Source organism: Lacinutrix gracilariae (genome assembly GCF_042684485.1).
GTDB classification, from domain to species: Bacteria; Bacteroidota; Bacteroidia; order Flavobacteriales; family Flavobacteriaceae; genus Oceanihabitans; species Oceanihabitans gracilariae.
In genome coordinates this window covers 949,540-967,883 of the sequence record NZ_JBHULM010000011.1, presented here as the reverse complement: position 1 = coordinate 967,883, position 18,344 = coordinate 949,540, and the positions used below count along the sequence as shown (strand labels likewise).

15 protein-coding genes are annotated in these 18,344 nt (G+C 30.4%); 10 read left to right on the top strand and 5 right to left on the bottom strand.

Translation table 11 applies throughout. The features are described 5' to 3' along the window. Window positions 1-24 precede the first annotated feature (24 nt). Entirely contained in the window at window positions 25-963 is a 939-nt protein-coding gene (locus ACFSSB_RS11380; RefSeq protein WP_379904295.1) for an SPFH domain-containing protein, read from the bottom strand. Between the two features lie 73 nt (window positions 964-1,036). Here ACFSSB_RS11380 and ACFSSB_RS11375 point away from each other — a divergent pair, with 73 nt between their 5' ends. Continuing rightward, entirely contained in the window at window positions 1,037-1,720 is a 684-nt protein-coding gene (locus tag ACFSSB_RS11375; protein WP_379904293.1) for an outer membrane beta-barrel protein, read from the top strand. 58 nt (window positions 1,721-1,778) lie between these two features. Here ACFSSB_RS11375 and gltX read toward each other — a convergent pair whose 3' ends face one another. Both gltX and ACFSSB_RS11365 read right to left on the bottom strand, forming a co-directional pair. Beyond that, window positions 1,779-3,302 (bottom strand): glutamate--tRNA ligase, encoded by a 1,524-nt coding sequence (gene gltX / locus ACFSSB_RS11370; protein ID WP_379904291.1) that lies wholly within the window; start codon window positions 3,300-3,302, stop codon window positions 1,779-1,781. A gap of 70 nt (window positions 3,303-3,372) precedes the next feature. Further along, window positions 3,373-4,419 carry an alkane 1-monooxygenase gene (locus ACFSSB_RS11365; RefSeq protein ID WP_379904289.1) on the bottom strand — a complete coding sequence of 349 codons (1,047 nt, stop codon included), beginning with the start codon at window positions 4,417-4,419 and terminating at the stop codon, window positions 3,373-3,375. A 133-nt stretch (window positions 4,420-4,552) separates the two neighbouring features. Between ACFSSB_RS11365 and ACFSSB_RS11360 the strand changes: the two genes are divergently transcribed. From ACFSSB_RS11360 to ACFSSB_RS11335, 6 genes are all read left to right on the top strand, one after another. Next, window positions 4,553-7,942, top strand: a complete 3,390-nt coding sequence (locus ACFSSB_RS11360) for a DUF4175 family protein (protein WP_379904287.1) — start codon at window positions 4,553-4,555, stop codon at window positions 7,940-7,942. Next, window positions 7,935-8,351, top strand: a complete 417-nt coding sequence (ybeY, locus tag ACFSSB_RS11355; RefSeq protein ID WP_379904285.1) for an rRNA maturation RNase YbeY — start codon at window positions 7,935-7,937, stop codon at window positions 8,349-8,351. The genes ACFSSB_RS11360 and ybeY overlap by 8 nt, the downstream gene beginning before the upstream one ends. Before the next feature lie 130 nt (window positions 8,352-8,481). Beyond that, window positions 8,482-10,353 carry a tRNA uridine-5-carboxymethylaminomethyl(34) synthesis enzyme MnmG gene (gene mnmG, locus ACFSSB_RS11350; protein ID WP_379904283.1) on the top strand — a complete coding sequence of 624 codons (1,872 nt, stop codon included), beginning with the start codon at window positions 8,482-8,484 and terminating at the stop codon, window positions 10,351-10,353. A gap of 108 nt (window positions 10,354-10,461) precedes the next feature. Continuing rightward, window positions 10,462-10,950 carry a hypothetical protein gene (locus tag ACFSSB_RS11345; RefSeq protein WP_379904281.1) on the top strand — a complete coding sequence of 163 codons (489 nt, stop codon included), beginning with the start codon at window positions 10,462-10,464 and terminating at the stop codon, window positions 10,948-10,950. Between the two features lie 77 nt (window positions 10,951-11,027). Further along, entirely contained in the window at window positions 11,028-11,879 is an 852-nt protein-coding gene (locus ACFSSB_RS11340; protein WP_379904279.1) for a class I SAM-dependent methyltransferase, read from the top strand. 209 nt (window positions 11,880-12,088) lie between these two features. Next, on the top strand, window positions 12,089-12,598 hold the full coding sequence (locus ACFSSB_RS11335) for an OmpH family outer membrane protein (RefSeq protein WP_379904277.1): 510 nt from the start codon (window positions 12,089-12,091) through the stop codon (window positions 12,596-12,598). 36 nt (window positions 12,599-12,634) lie between these two features. Here the strand turns inward: ACFSSB_RS11335 and ACFSSB_RS11330 are convergent, their stop codons facing one another. Then, window positions 12,635-13,792, bottom strand: a complete 1,158-nt coding sequence (locus tag ACFSSB_RS11330; RefSeq protein WP_379904275.1) for a DNA polymerase III subunit — start codon at window positions 13,790-13,792, stop codon at window positions 12,635-12,637. Between the two features lie 343 nt (window positions 13,793-14,135). On the opposite strand from ACFSSB_RS11330, the gene ACFSSB_RS11325 reads away from it, so the two are divergent. The 3 genes from ACFSSB_RS11325 to ACFSSB_RS11315 all read left to right on the top strand — a co-directional run bounded on the left by ACFSSB_RS11325 (window position 14,136) and on the right by ACFSSB_RS11315 (window position 18,000). Next, window positions 14,136-15,323, top strand: a complete 1,188-nt coding sequence (locus tag ACFSSB_RS11325; protein ID WP_379904273.1) for a phosphoglycerate kinase — start codon at window positions 14,136-14,138, stop codon at window positions 15,321-15,323. Window positions 15,324-15,406: 83 nt separating this feature from the next. After that, window positions 15,407-16,996 (top strand): LysM peptidoglycan-binding domain-containing protein, encoded by a 1,590-nt coding sequence (locus ACFSSB_RS11320; RefSeq protein ID WP_379904271.1) that lies wholly within the window; start codon window positions 15,407-15,409, stop codon window positions 16,994-16,996. Between the two features lie 23 nt (window positions 16,997-17,019). Then, a complete protein-coding gene (locus ACFSSB_RS11315; protein ID WP_379904269.1) occupies window positions 17,020-18,000 on the top strand; it encodes a DUF4837 family protein in 981 nt (326 codons plus the stop codon). 73 nt (window positions 18,001-18,073) lie between these two features. Here ACFSSB_RS11315 and ACFSSB_RS11310 read toward each other — a convergent pair whose 3' ends face one another. Beyond that, window positions 18,074-18,256 (bottom strand): Sec-independent protein translocase subunit TatA/TatB, encoded by a 183-nt coding sequence (locus ACFSSB_RS11310; protein WP_379904267.1) that lies wholly within the window; start codon window positions 18,254-18,256, stop codon window positions 18,074-18,076. Window positions 18,257-18,344 lie beyond the last annotated feature (88 nt).

Below are 18,344 nucleotides of genomic sequence, written 5' to 3'. Positions count from 1 at the left end.
GTTTTTTGTTGGTTTTAACTATTCTTACTCTTCGTCTTCTTCTTCTTTCTTTTTCTTTGCATTTTTCATTGCTTCACCAATTTGATTACTTGCAGTAAAACTAGCAACCATATCGTTTAACATTTGACTTCCTGCTTGTGGTGAATTAGGTAGTAAAATTAAATTACTATTGGTTTCTTGACCTATAGATTGTAAAGTATCATAATGCTGCGTTACCACAATTAAAGCAGATGCTTCTTGACTATTTATACCTACTTTATTTAAAACCTCTACAGACTCTTCTAAACCACGTGCAATTTCACGACGTTGGTCTGCAATACCTTGTCCTTGTAAACGTTTGCTTTCTGCTTCTGCTTTTGCTTTTTCTACAATTAAAATACGTGCTGCATCTCCTTCAAATTGTGCAGCTGTTTTTTCTCTGTCTGCAGCATTAATTCTATTCATTGCTGCTTTTACTTGTGCATCAGGATCAATATCTGTTACTAATGTTTTAATGATATCAAATCCATAGTCAGACATAGCATCGTTTAATTCTGTTTTTACTGCAATTGCAATATCATCTTTTCTAACAAATACATCATCTAGTTTCATTTTTGGTACTTCTGCACGCACTACATCAAACACATAGCTTGTTATTTGCTCATGCGGATAATCTAACTTGTAAAAAGCATCATATACTTTTTGACTAATGACACGATATTGTACAGATACTTTTAAACGTACAAATACATCATCTAATGTTTTTGTTTCTATAATAACATCTAATTGCTGAATTTTTAAGCTTAATCTTCCTGCAATTTTATCTATTAAAGGTATTTTTAAGTGTAATCCAGATTGGCTTATTTTATGATATTTTCCAAATCGTTCTATAATTACTGCTGTTTGTTGTTTTACTACAAAAAATGCAGAAATTAAGAGGATTAGTCCTAAAAAAATAAGTGGTATTAAAAGAAAGTTTCCCATAATATGTTTTTTAATGGTTTAAATTATATGACTTTAAAATTAAACTATATTTGCCCAAACACATAAAACATTTATGAAATTTAAACAATACATCTTATTAGTAGCTTGTAGCATAGGTTTTGTTACAATAAATTTTGCACAACATAGAAGAGTACCTATAAAAAACGGTATTGGTATTCAAGGTGGTATCACTCAATTTGATATTATTACCGATAATTTTAATACTAAAAAAGGCAATGGTTGGATTGGTGGAGCCTCTGCAACAGTAGAGCTACCACACAAATGGTATAACATGAGTTATAGCATACAGCTTTCTGAAAATAACATTGGTATTGCTGCTAGACCTTTTGCTTTAGCTTCAGAAGAATATATAGATTATAAACTTTTTACAGCGCAAATTTCTTTACAAGCACATATAAAAATAGTGGAAAGCTTTTTAACGCTAGACGTAGGACCAATGCTACAGTACAATAGTGAAATGGAGTTAAAAGATAAAGATCAAGAAAACTATATCATTAATAATTACAGTAATTTATATGCTAAAGACATTAGTGATATTACTAAATTTAATGTAGATGGAGCCATTGGTTTATCTGCTGGAATAAGCCATTTTAGACTTAAAGCACAGTATATTTATGGGTTTACCAATATGTTTAATAAACTAAATAAAAACAATTTAGACACTTCAGGAAGTAGTGAAAGTAAGTTTAAAGGAAACCAATCTATGTTGGCTTTTACTTTGATGATTACTCTTTAATAAAAGTTTTATTAAATAATCTTATAAAAAAAGCGAGCCGTTAAGCTCGCTTTTTTATTTATATGGTAGTTGCTAAATTTTCTATTCGTTCTATGGTTTGGTTTTTACCAATCATATACATAATATCAAATACATCTGGACCTTGTAATGCACCAACCAAGGCTAAACGCAATGGCATCATCACTTTTCCAAATCCTATTTCTTTATTAGTAATCCATGTTTTAATAGTAGAAGTAAGGTTTTCTACTTCAAAATCTTCTATCGTTTGTATCACACCAGAAAGCTCGGTTAATAATTCGCGAGTACCTTCTTTCATAGATTTTTTATATGCTTTTTCATCATAGCTTTTAGGACTAACAAAAAAGAAAGCACTTAAGTTCCAAAAATCACTAATAAACGTTGCTCGTTCTTTTATTAAACCAACAACCATAGTGATATAATTAACATCAATGTCTTTTAATTCTTCATGATTTTGTTGAAACATTGCAGCCAATTCTTCATTGTTTTGGTCTTGCATATAATGATGATTAAACCATTTTATTTTATCAGGATCAAAACGAGCTCCAGATTTATTTACACGTTCTAAATCAAAAGCAGCAATAAGTTCTTCTAGGTTAAAAATTTCTTGTTCTGTTCCAGGATTCCATCCTAAAAAGGCAAGAAAGTTTACCATAGCATCTGCAAAATAACCATCTTCTTTATAACCTCTAGAAACTTCACCATCAGGAGAATTCCATTCTAAAGGAAAAACAGGAAATCCTAATTTGTCACCATCACGTTTGCTTAATTTTCCTTTTCCTGTAGGTTTTAAAATAAGTGGTAAATGAGCAAATTCTGGAGCTTTCCAACCTAAGGCATGATATAAAGAAATGTGAAGTGGAACAGATGGTAACCATTCTTCACCACGAATAACATGTGTAATTTCCATTAAATGATCATCTACAATATTTGCTAAGTGGTAGGTTGGCATGCCATCACTTTTGTACAATACTTTATCATCTAAAACTTCTTTTTTAAATGAAACATGTCCTCGAATAATATCTGTGGTAGAAATTGTACCATGAGAACCTTCAGTAGTGTCTAACATTTTAAAGCGAACTACATAATCATCACCATTAGCAATTCTTTTTTCAACCTCTTCTGCAGAAAGCGATAAAGAGTTATTTAATTTTAACCTATTATGCCAATTGTAAATAAAAGTTTTTCCTTTTGCTTCGTGATCTTTTCTATGAAAATCTAATTCTTCAGCAGTATCAAAAGCATAATATGCGTTTCCTGAAGCAATTAATGTATCGGCATATTTTTTATATAGATCTTTACGCTCACTTTGTCTGTATGGTCCAAATTTTTCATTTTTTCCTGGTCCTTCATCAAAAGGAATATTACACCAGTTTAAAGCATCTATAATATATTTTTCTGCACCTTCAACATAACGGTTTTGGTCTGTATCTTCAATACGTAATACAAAAGTTCCGTTGTGTTTTTTAGCAAATAAATAGTTGAATAAAGCAGTACGTACTCCTCCAATATGTAAAGGTCCTGTAGGACTTGGTGCAAAACGCACTCTAACGTTTTTGGTCATGTTATTTTTAATTTGAAAGTGCAAAGATAGTTATAAAGCCATAAGACAAAAATTAGATGCTAGAAGTTTTTTATAAAGTTGTAAGCATCTCTTTTGGTATACGTTTATTCATGATTTTAAACCAAAGCGGAGGAAATAATGAAATTAACATAGAGGTTGGGTAGCCATATGGCATTTGCGGACTCTCTTTATGGCAATCTAAAATCTGATATTTTTTGGTTGTTTTATAATGATGGTCACTATGTCTGGTTAATTCATACAAAACAATTCTGCCAATAATATGGTTAGAGTTCCAGGAATGTATTTTTTGTAAACGCTCATATCTTCCCGATTTTGTTTTTAAACGAAGCAAGCCATAATGCTCAATATAGTTAACCGTTTCTAACATTATAAAACTAACAGTTGCAGCTGCTATTGCAAAAATTAATCCTGTATTTGAAAAAAATAGATATACCAAAACCAAATAGCTAATTTGAAAAATAGTATACCAAAACATATCATTTTTAATAGAAAAAAAGGACTTGTTATTATTTTTTAAAAGCTTTTTTTGAATTTTCCACGACTTAAAATATTGTCTAATAGTAGAGGTAAACCAAAATGAATAAATGGTTTGGTTATACCTTGCAGTTGCAGGATCTTCAGGTGTTGCAACATGTAAATGATGTCCAAAATTATGCTCTATATAAAAATGCATGTATAAAGATGGTAAGAGCAAGGCTTTGCCTAAAAAACGTTCGTTGGTAGTTTGTCTGTGGCCAAGTTCATGCGCAACATTAATACCATTAATAGCCAAAACAATTCCTAAAGAAACTAGAATACCTATAAATTCATAGGTTTCTAATTTTTGACTTGCTACTGTGTTTAAACTAATAAAAACTAATGTAAAAACTATGGGTAGATTTAAATATAACAACCAATCAAATATGTTGTTTTTTAGCTTACTAGCTACAGCTTCTGCATCTAAATTGCTAGCATCTATAGGAAAACTCATTTCTAAAATGGGTAAAAATATAAAAGCATAAACAGGTACCAAATAAGTAAATATTCCTTTAAAATACACACCTAAAAAAGCCATTAACGGAATAGAAAACGCAGCTAAATATTTAAAATCTTTCATTAATAGTACTTTATGAGGTTTCCGTAATGGCAAAAATCTTTGTAATTCTTTTTAAAATTAACAGAATGTTACCAAATTTCAATATTTCTAGTTAAAATTATTATTGTAGTTTAGTGAGTTAAACAGTTATACATTGCGCAATTTTAAAAACATACAGTTAAAACTTGAAGCGTTTATTAGTAAATATTACACTAATGAACTCATTAAAGGTACCATTCTATTTTTTAGTATAGGCTTATTGTATTTTTTATTAACCTTACTTATTGAGCATTTTTTATGGTTAAGTTCCTCAGGAAGAACCATTTTATTTTGGTTGTTTGTGGTGGTTGAAATCTTGTTGTTTGCTAAATTTATAGCTATTCCTTTAGCAAAGTTGTTTAAACTTCAAAAAGGGATTAATTATGAAGAAGCTTCGCAAATAATAGGAAATCACTTTCCTGAAGTTAATGATAAGTTGCTTAATGTGCTTCAGTTAAAGCAATCTTCAGAACAATCCGAATTACTTTTAGCAAGTATCGAACAAAAATCGGAAGCATTACAACCTATACCTTTTAAGTTAGCGGTAAATTTTAAAAAGAATACCAAGTATTTAAAATATGCAGCAATACCTCTTTTTATTCTGCTTTTAGTTTCGGTTTCTGGGCATTTTAATTGGTTTAGTGATAGCTACAAAAGAGTTGTAAATTATAAAACGGCTTATGAACCACCTGCACCATTTCAGTTTTTTGTAATTAATGATGATTTACAAGCTACAGAAAATAAAGATTTCACTCTTTTTATTAAAACAGTAGGAGAGGTACAACCAGAAAATGTACAAATCACTTATAATAACGAGACTTATTTTTTACAACAAAAAGCCGTTGGTACTTTTGAGTATGTCATTAGTAAACCTAAAAAAGATATTAGTTTTCAATTGGTAGCTAATAATGTTACTTCTAAACCTTACACATTACAGGTAATAGAAGCACCAACTTTATTGAGTTTTGATATGGTTTTAGACTATCCTAACCATACCAAAAAACAAAACCAAACCCTTAAAAGTACAGGAAATGCCATAGTACCACAAGGCACTAAAGTGACCTGGAAATTAAAAACAAAAGCTACAGATCAAGTGCATTTATATGCTAAAGATACTATGAGGTTTACTGCTGATGCAGGAGTGTTTACAGCATCAAAAAAAGTATATAATAATTTAAAATATAATCTTACTACTAGTAATAAAAACTTAAAAGATTATGAGAATTTAGCTTTTAGTATTGATGTTATTAAAGATGAATATCCTGAGCTAAACATACAAATGAAAGTAGATAGTTTAGACCAACAAACACTTTATTTTTACGGACAAGTAAGTGATGATTACGGATTAAAAAAGTTACAATTGGTGTATTATCCTTCAGAAAATGAAGCAGAAAAACGCATAGAAAATATTCCTATTTCTACATCTAACGTGGCAGATTTTATAACTGCGTTTCCAAATAATTTAGAAATTACGGAAGGTATCTCTTATGATTTATTTTTTCAGGTTTTTGATAATGATGCTATTCATCATTTTAAAAGCACAAAAAGCGAAGTATTTTCTTACAGAAAATTAACACAAGAAGAAGAAGAACAAAAACAGTTACAGGAACAAAAGCAAACAATTCAAGAACTAAATAAGTCTCTTGAAAAAATGGAAGAACGCGATAAAGAGCTAGAACAACTTTCAAAAAACCAAAAAGAAAAAACCACCTTAAGTTTTAATGACAAACGTAAATTAGATAATTTTATAAAGCGTCAAAAAGAACAAGAAGAGATGATGAAGAGCTTTAATAAAAAGCTTAAAGAAAATTTAGAAAAATTTCAGCAAGAAAAGCAAAATGACGCATTTAAAGACGATTTAAAGCAACGTTTAAAAGAAAATGAAGAACAGCTTCAAAAAGATGAGAAACTCTTGGAGGAGTTAGAGAAATTAAGAGAAAAATTAGACAAAGAAGAGCTGAGCGAAAAATTAGAAAAGTTAGCCAAACAAAATAAAAATCAAGAACGTAGTTTAGAGCAGTTATTAGAACTGACTAAAAAATACTACGTAGCAAAAAAATTAGAAAAGCTACAACAAGAATTAGAAAAGTTGGCTAAAAAACAAGAGCAACTTTCGGAAGCATCTCCAGAAGAAAACACCAAAGAAAAGCAAGATGCCATCAATAAAGAATTTGAAGAATTTCAAAAAGAGATGGATGCATTGCAAAAAGAAAACAATGCATTAAAACGTCCTGAAAAAATAGAAAGAGATACTAAGGAAGAAGAAAACGTAAAACAAGATCAACAAGAAGCTTCAGATAATTTAGAAGAAAAACAAAATAGTCAAGACCAAGATCAAAAACAAGCAAGCCAAAGTCAAGCACAGAAAAAGCAAAAGCAAGCCGCTAAAAAAATGAAAAAAATGAGCCAACAAATGCAAGCAAGTATGGCTTCTTCTGGTGGTGAACAGTTAGCAGAAGATGTTGAGATGTTACGTCAAATACTTGATAATTTATTACTCTTTTCTTTTGATCAAGAAAAATTAATGAAGCAGTTTAAAGGCATAGAAATTAATCATAATATGTATGCTTCGTATTTACGTAAACAACATAATTTAAGAGAGCATTTTTCGCATATAGATGATAGTTTGTTTGCTCTTTCTTTACGTCAACCAAAAATTTCAGAAAAGGTAAATAAAGAAATAGGAGAGGTGTTTTATAATGTAGATAAATCGCTTGAAGAGTTTTCAGAAAATCAAATTTATAAAGGTGTTTCTAGCCAGCAATACACCATTACTTCAGCAAATAATCTTGCTAATTTTTTAAGCAATGCTTTAGATAATATGCAAATGCAAATGAGTGGTCAAGGGCAAGGAGGTCAAGGACAACCAAAACCTGGTGCAGGTGAAGGAGGAGATGGTGGACTTCCAGATATTATTAAAAGTCAAGAACAGCTTGCTAAAGAAATGCAAGGTAAAATGGGAGAAGGAAAAAAAGGAGAATCTGGTGAAAGTAACAAGGGAAAGGAAGGTGAAAATGGAAAAGAAAATGGCGATGGTAATAAAGGAAAAAATGGTGATGGCGAACAAAAATCAGGAGAAGGTAATAGCGAAGAATTAAATGGAGAATTGTTTAGAATTTACCAACAACAACAACAAATACGTCAAGCCTTACAAGATCGATTAGCTAAAGAAGGTAAGTCTGGATTAGGTAGTAATTTGGTAAAACAAATGGAAGAAATTGAATTAGATTTATTAAACAAAGGTTTTACTAAACAGACCATGGAAAAGATGATGAATTTAAAACATCAGTTGCTTAAATTAGAACAAGCAACCTTTCAACAAGGTCAAGAAGAAAAAAGAGAATCTCAAAGTAATAACAAACAATTTGATAATAATACTAATAATAGCATTCCTACCGCAAAACAATATTTCAACACTACCGAAATATTAAATAGACAAAGCTTACCTTTGCAGTCTATTTATAAAAAGAAAGTACAAGAGTATTTTAAACAAAACAATGATTAATTTTAATTACGAGAACGATTTTCAATTAGAAAACGAAACGAAAATAGCAGCATGGATTTCTTCTGTTATTGCTTCAGAAGGATGCAAAGAAGAGGAGATCAATTATGTTTTTTGTGATGATGACTATTTATATAAATTAAATGTAGAATTTTTAAATCACGATACCTTAACAGATATTATTAGTTTTGATTACTCCATAGGAAAAATATTACAAGGAGATATTTTCATTTCAACAGAAAGAGTAGCAGATAATGCTAATGATTTTAAGGTGACTTTTAATGAAGAACTACATCGAGTAATTGTTCATGGTGTTTTACATTATTGTGGTTATAAGGACAAAACAGATGAGGATGCTAAAATCATGCGAAGCAAAGAAAATTTCTACTTAGAGCAATTGTCTCAAGATTAGAAGTTTCGTTGTATATTTGCAGACTATTTAGTTTTAAAATAGAAGTGTTCCACGTGGAACACTGTTATCATTCTTGTAGTTTTATAAGAATATAAAGTATAATATAAATTCGATTTAAAGGTATAATTACATGTTTAACGAAGTATATGATGTTATCGTTGTTGGAGCTGGTCACGCAGGAAGTGAAGCAGCAGCTGCAGCAGCAAACATGGGAAGCAAAACGTTGCTTATTACCATGAACCTACAAAATATTGCACAGATGTCTTGCAATCCTGCTATGGGAGGAATTGCTAAAGGGCAAATAGTGCGTGAAATTGATGCGCTTGGAGGTTACTCTGGTATAGTAAGTGATACTTCTGCTATACAGTTTAAAATGCTTAATAAATCTAAAGGACCTGCAATGTGGAGTCCTAGAGTGCAAAGTGATAGAATGCGTTTTGCAGAAGATTGGAGATTGTTATTAGAGCAAACTAAAAACTTAGATTTCTATCAAGAAATGGTTGCTGGATTGTTAGTAGAAAACCATAAAGTTGTTGGTATAAAAACTTCTTTAGGTGTAGAAATTAAAGCTAAATCTGTAGTACTTACCAATGGTACTTTCTTGAATGGTTTAATCCATATTGGAGATAAGAATTTTGGAGGTGGTAGAGCAGGAGAAAAAGCTGCAACAGGAATTACAGAACAACTCGTTCAATTAGGTTTTGAATCTGGTAGAATGAAAACTGGAACACCACCAAGAGTAGATGGTCGTTCTTTAGATTTTTCTAAAATGGTAGAACAACCAGGAGATGTTGATCCTGAAAAATTCTCGTATTTAGATATTACAAAACCTTTGACAAAACAACGTTCTTGTCATATGTCATACACTAGTGAAAAGGTGCATGATTTACTTCGTGAAGGCTTTGATCGTTCTCCTATGTTTAATGGTAGAATTAAAAGTTTAGGTCCTAGATATTGCCCTTCTATTGAAGATAAAATAAATCGTTTTGCAGATAAAGATAGACATCAATTATTTGTAGAGCCAGAAGGTTGGAATACGGTTGAATATTATATTAATGGTTTTTCAACTTCTTTACCAGAAGATGTACAATTTAAAGCCTTACGTTCTGTAGCTGGTTTTGAAAATGTAAAATTCTTTAGACCAGGTTATGCTATAGAATATGATTATTTTCCGCCAACACAGTTAAAGCATACTTTAGAAACTAAGCTTGTAGAAGGCTTGTATTTTGCTGGTCAAATTAATGGAACTACAGGTTATGAAGAAGCAGCTTCTCAAGGTTTAATGGCAGGAATAAATGCTAGTTTAAAAGTAAGTGAAAAAGATACTTTTACACTACAAAGAGATGAAGCGTATATAGGTGTTTTAATTGATGACTTAATTACAAAAGGTACAGAAGAGCCATATAGAATGTTTACTTCTCGTGCAGAATATAGAACATTATTACGCCAAGATAATGCAGATTTACGTTTAACACCTAAAGGTTTTGAACTTGGTTTAGCAAGTGAAAAACGTTTAAAACGTATGGAAGAAAAACATGAAGAAGCAGCAAAGTTTGTTCAGTTTTTTAGAGAAACAAGTGTGCAACCAGCAGAAGCAAATCCTGTTTTAGAATCTAAAAATTCGGCATTAGTTAAACAATCCGATAAGATGTTTAAGTTGTATTCTAGACCTAATATTACTATTGATGATGTTAGAAAATTTAAAGCAGTTGAGGATTATATTCAAGAGCATAATCTAGATAATGAAATTATAGAGCAAACAGAAATTCAGGTAAAATACGCTGGATATATTGCTAAAGAAAAACTGAATGCTGATAAATTAAATAGGTTAGAGTATGTAAAGATTCCTGAAAATTTTGATTACTCTCAAATAAAATCTATGAGTTTAGAAGCGCGTGAAAAACTTAAAAACATTCAACCAACTTCTATTGCACAAGCATCTAGAATAAGTGGTGTTTCACCAAATGATATTTCTGTTTTACTGGTATATATGGGAAGATAATTTTCTTCTTTTATAGTAGAAAAGTAATTAGTGTTCCACGTGGAACATGTTTTTGTTTTGTATTAAAAAGGCTTAAAAAAGGTAGAAATATACTTTATGAAAGTTTAAGTGAAATTGGTTCTGTTTCTATTGGTGTGTACTTCTTGTATTCCTATTAAGTCTGTTCAAGATATAAATGGATATCATATTATTGAAAGAAATACAAAGGGAAACACAAAGAAGGACGATAGCTTTAAAAGCCAAAATGTTTTTACTTTTCAAATCTATAAAAATAGACGTGTTTTTAATACATATTTAAAAGAACGCTTTGCAGATATTCCTGGTTTTTCTTCGTCTCATTTTATTGTTGAAATAGAAGAGGTACCATTTATTATTCGTGTTTTAGGAAAAGAAGAAGCAAACCAATATGTAGATTTTACCGATTATATTTTTGAAAAGGAAGATCCTGAATTGGTAAAGAAAGGGAAGAAGAAACAGTTTATTTATATTCTTGTAAAGGATGAAAACGGAGAAGATGCTTTAAGTACAAATTCGTTTTACAGATATATTGTAGCAAAATATTTAGATACCATCCGAAGAGATTTTAATGCATATTAATATCTTTGAAAAAAAAGAAACCATCATTAAAAAAATAGTTATTTGTCCTTCTGAAATAATTTCAGAATTTATTCCTAATGAAAGAAAATAATATCCATTTTAAAGTAAAAGATTTTTCTGTTTCTGGAGAAGAATTTCAATTAATAGAAAATAAAATCTATGGTTTTTTAGAAACCACTCCACAACCTAAAGAAGAAAAACTTTCTGAGTATTATAAAACCGAAGACTATATTTCGCATACAGATGCTAAAAGAAATGTACTTGAAAAAGTATATCATATTGTTAGAGGTATTTCATTAAAAAGAAAATTAAAGCTTATTAATTCTTTTTCTTCTACTCAAAAAACACTTTTAGATATTGGTTGTGGTACAGGTGATTTTTTACAAACAGCACAACAAAATAATTGGCAGGTTTCTGGAATAGAACCTAACGAGCAAGCTAGAGCAATTGCAAATACAAAAACAAATAATGCTGTTTTTACTACAGAGCAATTACAAGAGTTTAAAAAGCAAAGTTTTGATGTGATTACCTTGTGGCATGTTTTAGAGCATTTGCCAAACTTAACAGAACAAGTTTCTGTGCTTAAAAGTTTATTAAAAGAAAATGGATCTTTAATTATTGCTGTACCTAATTATAAAAGTTATGATGCTACACATTATAAAAACTTTTGGGCTGCTTTAGATGTGCCTAGACACCTTTGGCATTTTAATCAAAAATCGATACATACCCTTTTTGCTAAAGAAAATATGAAAGTAGTACAAACGCTTCCTATGAAATTTGATGCGTATTATGTGAGCTTGCTTTCCGAAAAATACAAATCTGGTTTTATGAATCCTATTAAGGCTTTTTGGTATGGTTTTCTTTCTAATTGTAAAGCAAGACGTTCTGGAGAGTATTCTTCGTTAATTTATGTCTTAAAAAACGACTAATTCTTATTTTAACGACTTTTATTTCTTTTTTATTCTTTTACACGATAAAACACTACTAAAAATATTTAAAATCGCTTAAAACGCTTTATTTTAATTCATTTTTAATAAATTTTAGTTATTATTTAGTTTTTTAGCATAAATAATTTTTATACTATTAAATTCCTTTGCTTTTTCTACATTTGCTCCGATAAAAAATAAAATATTAAAACATGAAAAAAATAATTTTAGCATTAGTAACCGTTTTCGCTTTAAGTTCTTGTGAGCAACAAAAAATTGCTTTTATAGATAATGGAGAATTGATAAATGAATATCAAGGTAAAAAAGACATTGAAGCTAAATTTCAAATTAAAGACGAAGCTTTTAAAAAGAATACAGATAGTTTAGCTAACGGTTTTCAAATAGAAGCAAAAGCTTTTGAGCTTGCTGCAGCTAAAATGTCGCAATCTAAAGCACAAGAACAATACAGTGCTTTAATGCAAAAACAACAAGGTTTACAAAGACAAGTGCAAATGCAACAACAAGCAATGCAACAAGAATTTCAAGTAGAAATTGATTCTGCAATTGTAGCAGTAAAAGAATTTGTTACAGACTACGGAAAGAAAAATGGGTATACTTATATTTTAGGTAAAAATGAAGCAGGAAGCGTAATGTATGGTAGCGAAGCTAATGATATTACAAAAGCAGTTTTAGAAGCGTTAAATGCGTCTTATAAAAAATAATATATACTTGTAATAGGAGTAGAAAAAAAGTCAAGCTTATGCTTGACTTTTTTTATGTAGTAATCTGGTTAGTTTTATAGATAAATCGGTTAGAATTATTTTAGAATTTCCGTTACGTTCTATATGGTAAATGGCATCTTGCAACTCATCAGATATTTCTAGAATATTGTTTCCATGAATGAAAGGAGCAAAATTTTCTAGTTTAAATTTTTCGGTTTTGGGCTCAAAATATACTAGATCGTTAGCGTTATAATTTAATAATAATGCTTGTCTAAAAAAGTCTATACAAAAGAGTAAAAATTGCTTTTGAGTTTCTCTTCCTGTTTTAGCAATATCTTCACTCCACGATATTAAATCATGTATTGCTGCTTTGTTTCCTTTTGCTTTAAAAGCGCTTCTAATCCAGAAAATAAACCAAGTTTCAAATTGCGTGTCTTCGGTATCTTGGTATACTAAATCACAAGCTTTATTATAGTTTCCGTTGGCTTGATGTGCAATTTTTGTTGCTACAGCATCTTCTAAATTATAATGTTGTATAAGTCCTTTTTTTACATCGTTTTCTGCTAAAGGAGGAAATTGTAAAATTTGACAACGTGATTTAATGGTGTTAATTATTTGCTCTTCGTCTTCAGCAATTAAAATAAAAATAGTCTTATTTGGTGGCTCTTCAATAAGCTTTAAAAGTTTATTGGCTGCAGCTGTATGCATTTTTTCTGCCATCCAAATCAGCATTACTTTATAACCTCCTTCATAAGATTTTAATGCTAGAGATTTTACAATTTCTTGCGCTTCATCTACACCAATTTGCCCTTGTTTGTTGTCTACACCTAGTAGCTTATACCAATCAAATAAATTACCATAAGGTTGCTCTTTTAGTAGTTGTCTCCATTCTTCTAAATAAAAATTAGAAACAGGTTTACTTTTTACCTTGTCACTAGTAGTAACAGGAAAAGCAAAATGTAGGTCTGGATGTGAAAGGTTATTAAATTTAAGATTACAAGCAGCGTTTCCGTTGTCGTTTTCTTTGTTTGTATTGCCACACAAAATATATTGTGCATACGCTATTGCCATTGGTAATGTACCAGAACCTTCTGGACCTACAAATAATTGAGCATGAGCAATTCTACCATTATCAACACTTTGTGTTAAATGGTTTTTTATGTGTTCTTGTCCTAAAATATCACTAAAAAGCATATGGCAAATATAGTTTTTATACTTAAAATCTTACCCAAAAGCATTCTTCAATTTTAAATTTTAAACAAGCATACTACAGCTTAATGATTGTTTTGATGCACAAATACATGCCAATTATATAAAATATGGTTGTTTAGTTTAAAATAGATGTTAAAAACTTGTAAAACAATTATTTACTAGTGTTTTTGTGTGTTTTAAAAGAAGTAAAATCTATTATTGCTAATGCAGAAGGCAAAGCGTAAAAAGCTTTACAGACATACTACAATAAAAAAATTGCGCATATTATTTATTTTAAAGACCTTTAGCATTTAAAATAAACTGCGCAATTTTATATATAACTAACATGAAAACACTTAACGACTTCAACTTTAAAAACAAAAAAGCATTAATAAGAGTAGATTTTAATGTACCATTAAATGAAAACTTTCAAGTAACAGATGCTACCAGAATAATTTCTGCAAAACCAACTATTATTAAAGTTTTAGAAGATGGTGGAAGCTGTATTTTAATGTCGCACTTAGGAAGACCAAAAGGTGTTCAAGACGAATTTTCTTTACGTCATATTACAAGTACAATGGAAGAAATAATTGGAGTACAAATAAAATTTGTTTCTAATTGTGTTGGTGAGGAAGCAGAAGAAGCTGCTAAAAATTTAAAACCAGGCGAAATTTTATTATTAGAAAATTTGCGTTTTCATAAAGAAGAAACTGCTGGAGATAAAGACTTTGCTCAAGCACTATCTAAGCTAGGCGATATTTATGTTAATGATGCTTTTGGTACAGCGCATCGTGCACACGCTTCTACAACTGTTGTTGCTCAGTTTTTTCCAGACAGCAAATGTTTTGGTTATTTATTAGCTCAAGAAATTGAGAGTATTAATAAGGTTATGGAAACAGGAGAAAAGCCTGTTCTTGCTATTTTAGGAGGAGCAAAGGTGTCTTCTAAAATTACAATTATTGAAAATATTTTAGATAAAGTAGACCACTTAATTATTGGTGGTGGAATGAGTTTTACTTTTATTAAGGCACAAGGCGGACAAGTAGGAGATTCTATTTGTGAAGATGATAAAATGCCATTGGCTTTAGAAATTTTAAAACAAGCAAAAGCTAAAAATGTACAAGTACACATTCCTGTAGATGTTTTAGCGGCAAATGCGTTTAGCAATGAGGCAGAAACACAAGTTTGTGATATTACTGCTATTCCTGAAGGTTGGCAAGGTTTAGATTGTGGACCAAAATCAAAACAAAACTTTAATAACGTGGTATTACAATGTAAAACCATACTTTGGAATGGTCCTTTAGGTGTTTTTGAAATGGAAACTTTTGCTAGCGGAACTATTGCTTTAGGAGATTCTATTGCAGAAGCTACTAAAAATGGAGCCTTTTCATTAGTTGGAGGTGGTGATTCTGTTGCTGCTGTTAAACAATTTGGTTTTGAAAACAAAGTAAGCTACGTAAGTACAGGTGGAGGAGCAATGTTAGAAAGCTTAGAAGGAAAAACCTTACCAGGAATTGCTGCTATTTTAGAATAGTAGCAATCCATCTCTCTTTTTTTATTTAATAAAACACGAATTTAGTATCTTATACGTTTAAACAAGACGCTAATTATATAATCATGCAGTTACATAAACTCTCTTTCTTTGCTTATTTTTTAAGTCTTGGCCTTTTACATGCGCAAGATACCTTGCAGGTTGCTACAGAAAATACGAGACTTACAGAACAACAATTAGAAGCAGGAAAAAACTATGTTATAGATACTGTTATTGATGGTCAAGCCTTTTATAAAAAGGAAATTAAAGTGGTAGAACAGGTAGCTCTTGATAGTATTTTACAAGACAATAAACACGCTGCAGAAATAGACCAAAAGTGGCTTCAAGAATTATACAGCAACGCTTTGTATGATACTATTTATAGAAGCGTTAGTGAACTTGATTATAAAAAGGTTGACTATCCAGAATTATCTACAGAAGTACTAAAATCAAGACTTGCAGAACTAAATGCTAGAACACCTTTTAATGTAGAATACAATACCTCATTAGAAAGTGTTATTAAATCCTTTTTAAAACACAGAAGAAAATCTTTTGAAAAATTAATGGGTTTAAGCCATTATTATTTTCCAATGTTTGAACGTGAATTAGACAATTACAACATTCCGTTAGAAATGAAATATCTAGCCATTGTAGAGTCTGCATTAAAACCAAGAGCGCGATCAAGAGTAGGAGCAACCGGTTTGTGGCAATTTATGTTTGCAACAGGAAAACAATACGGATTAGATGTAAGTTCTTATGTAGATGAGCGTAGTGATCCTATAAAATCTACAGAAGCAGCATCTAAATATTTGTCTAAGTTATATCAAATTTTTGGCGATTGGGATCTTGCACTTGCTGCATATAACTCAGGACCAGGAAATGTAAGTAAAGCAATAAGACGCTCTGGAGGTTATGAAAACTATTGGAATATTCGTCATAATCTTCCACGTGAAACAGCAGGATATGTTCCAGCTTTTTTAGCAACTATGTATATTTTTGAGTTTGCCGAAGAGCATGGTTTTAAACCTGTAAAACCAGAATTTCAGTACATAGAAACAGATACTATTCATGTAAAACACATGATTACGCTAGACCAAGTTGGTGAGGCAACAGGAGTTCAAATTGAGAAATTACAATTCTTAAATCCTTCTTATAAACTAGATATTATTCCTGTTGTAGAAGGAAAAGATTATACCTTAAGGCTGCCAAGAGATGTGGTTGGTAAATTTGTCAATAATGAAGAAGCTTTCTATGCTATGGCTAAAGCCGAATTTGATAAACGCGAAAAGCCATTACCACAATTTTTTAATTCCGAAAGTAAAACACGATACACAGTTAGAAGTGGTGATTATTTAGGAAAAATTGCTAGAAAATTTGGTGTTCGTATTAGTCAATTAAAACAATGGAACGGTTTACGAAGCAATAATTTAAAAATAGGACAACGCTTAACTATTTATCCTAGAAACACAGCAGCAAGAACAAAAAGCACGTCAAGTAAACAGGCTAGTTCTACTGTTTCGCCAAATGCTAAAACCTATTTAGTAAAAAGTGGAGACTCACTTTGGAGTATATCTCAAAAATTTCCTGGAGTTTCTGTTCAAAATATTAGAGATTGGAACGATATTAGTGGTAACAATTTAAAACCAGGAATGAGGCTTGTTGTATCTAAAGGCTAATATTTCTATAAAAACAATCAATTATGCGTAATTTTCTATGTATTGCAATGGTAGTACTATTGTTTACATCTTGTAATGATGATAAAAAATCAAAAAAAAGAATCCTTTCTGCTTCTTCAGGAACACTTAATAATATTTCTGTAGTTGTAGCTAATGAGCTTTGGGATGGTGAAGTAGGAGCTACTGTTAGAGAGGTGCTTGCAGCTCCAATTTATGGCTTACCACAAGATGAGCCAATCTTTACTATGGCACAAATACCACCACAAGTATTTTCTGGTTTTGTAACCAAAAACAGAACGGTTTTAAAAATTGAAGTTGGTTCAGAAAAAGCAGAAGTAAAAATTGCTAATAATGTATTTGCAGAACCACAAAAACTAGTGTTAGTAACAGGAAAAAACAATAAAGAAATTATAGAACAGCTTACAGATAATGCAGATAAAATTGTTGCTGCTTTTAAAAATGAAGAACTTAAAGAAAAACAACGAAGAATAAATTTATCGCTTCATAAAGACGATGTTATTAAGCAAAAATTAGGGTTTTCTATAAACTTTCCTACTGCTTATAGAATAGCTAAAGAAGAAAACGATGTATTCTGGATACGAAAAGATATAACTACAGGAACAACAAATCTAATGTTGTACAGCATACCAGAAAGTGCAATTAAAAAAAATGATAGCTTAATTAGGCAAATAATTAAAATTAGAGACTCTATTAATAAAGTTTTTATTCCTGGTCCTACAGATGAAGCTTATATGGTTACAGAAGATGCGTATACACCATTTCTTTCAGAAACGATTATAGATAATAAACCAACATTAGAAACTAAAGGAATTTGGGATATGGAAAATGCTTTTATGTCTGGTCCTTTTGTTAATTATATGATAGAAGATAAGGTAAACAAGCGTTATGTAGTTCTTGAAGGTTTTGCTTTTGCTCCATCTGTTGCAAAACGCGACTATATGTTTGAGTTAGAAGCTATAATTAAATCTATAAAAATAGATTAGTAGTGCTTACTAAATACACAAAAAAAAACCAACGTCATGCGTTGGTTTTTTTTGTATCTAAAAAAGAACAAAACTATTCTTTTTTCTTTTCTTCTTCCTCTTCGCTATTGGTAGCGTCTTTAAATTCTTTAATTCCACTTCCTAAACCACGCATCAGTTCAGGTATTTTTTTACCACCAAAAATTAGTAAAATAACTACAGCAATTAAAACAACTTGAGGCCAACCTATAAAAAGAGGGATCATATTTGAAATCATAATCTTTAAATTTAAAGCAAAGTTAATAATTAAAGTTTAATATTATCGTTTTAACGCTAACTTTAGTATAATATTAAAGTGAGACTTT

Bases quoted from the DNA above. Each gene is read 5' to 3' on its own strand.
- ACFSSB_RS11325 (WP_379904273.1), top strand. From the start codon at position 14,136: ATGAAAACACTTAACGACTTCAACTTTAAAAACAAAAAAGCATTAATA.
- ACFSSB_RS11310 (WP_379904267.1), bottom strand. From the start codon at position 18,256: ATGATTTCAAATATGATCCCTCTTTTTATAGGTTGGCCTCAAGTTGTT.
- ACFSSB_RS11380 (WP_379904295.1), bottom strand. From the start codon at position 963: ATGGGAAACTTTCTTTTAATACCACTTATTTTTTTAGGACTAATCCTC.
- mnmG (WP_379904283.1), top strand. From the start codon at position 8,482: ATGTTTAACGAAGTATATGATGTTATCGTTGTTGGAGCTGGTCACGCA.
- ACFSSB_RS11315 (WP_379904269.1), top strand. From the start codon at position 17,020: ATGCGTAATTTTCTATGTATTGCAATGGTAGTACTATTGTTTACATCT.
- ACFSSB_RS11340 (WP_379904279.1), top strand. From the start codon at position 11,028: ATGAAAGAAAATAATATCCATTTTAAAGTAAAAGATTTTTCTGTTTCT.
- ybeY (WP_379904285.1), top strand. From the start codon at position 7,935: ATGATTAATTTTAATTACGAGAACGATTTTCAATTAGAAAACGAAACG.
- ACFSSB_RS11320 (WP_379904271.1), top strand. From the start codon at position 15,407: ATGCAGTTACATAAACTCTCTTTCTTTGCTTATTTTTTAAGTCTTGGC.
- ACFSSB_RS11335 (WP_379904277.1), top strand. From the start codon at position 12,089: ATGAAAAAAATAATTTTAGCATTAGTAACCGTTTTCGCTTTAAGTTCT.
- ACFSSB_RS11330 (WP_379904275.1), bottom strand. From the start codon at position 13,792: ATGCTTTTTAGTGATATTTTAGGACAAGAACACATAAAAAACCATTTA.
- ACFSSB_RS11375 (WP_379904293.1), top strand. From the start codon at position 1,037: ATGAAATTTAAACAATACATCTTATTAGTAGCTTGTAGCATAGGTTTT.
- gltX (WP_379904291.1), bottom strand. From the start codon at position 3,302: ATGACCAAAAACGTTAGAGTGCGTTTTGCACCAAGTCCTACAGGACCT.
- ACFSSB_RS11365 (WP_379904289.1), bottom strand. From the start codon at position 4,419: ATGAAAGATTTTAAATATTTAGCTGCGTTTTCTATTCCGTTAATGGCT.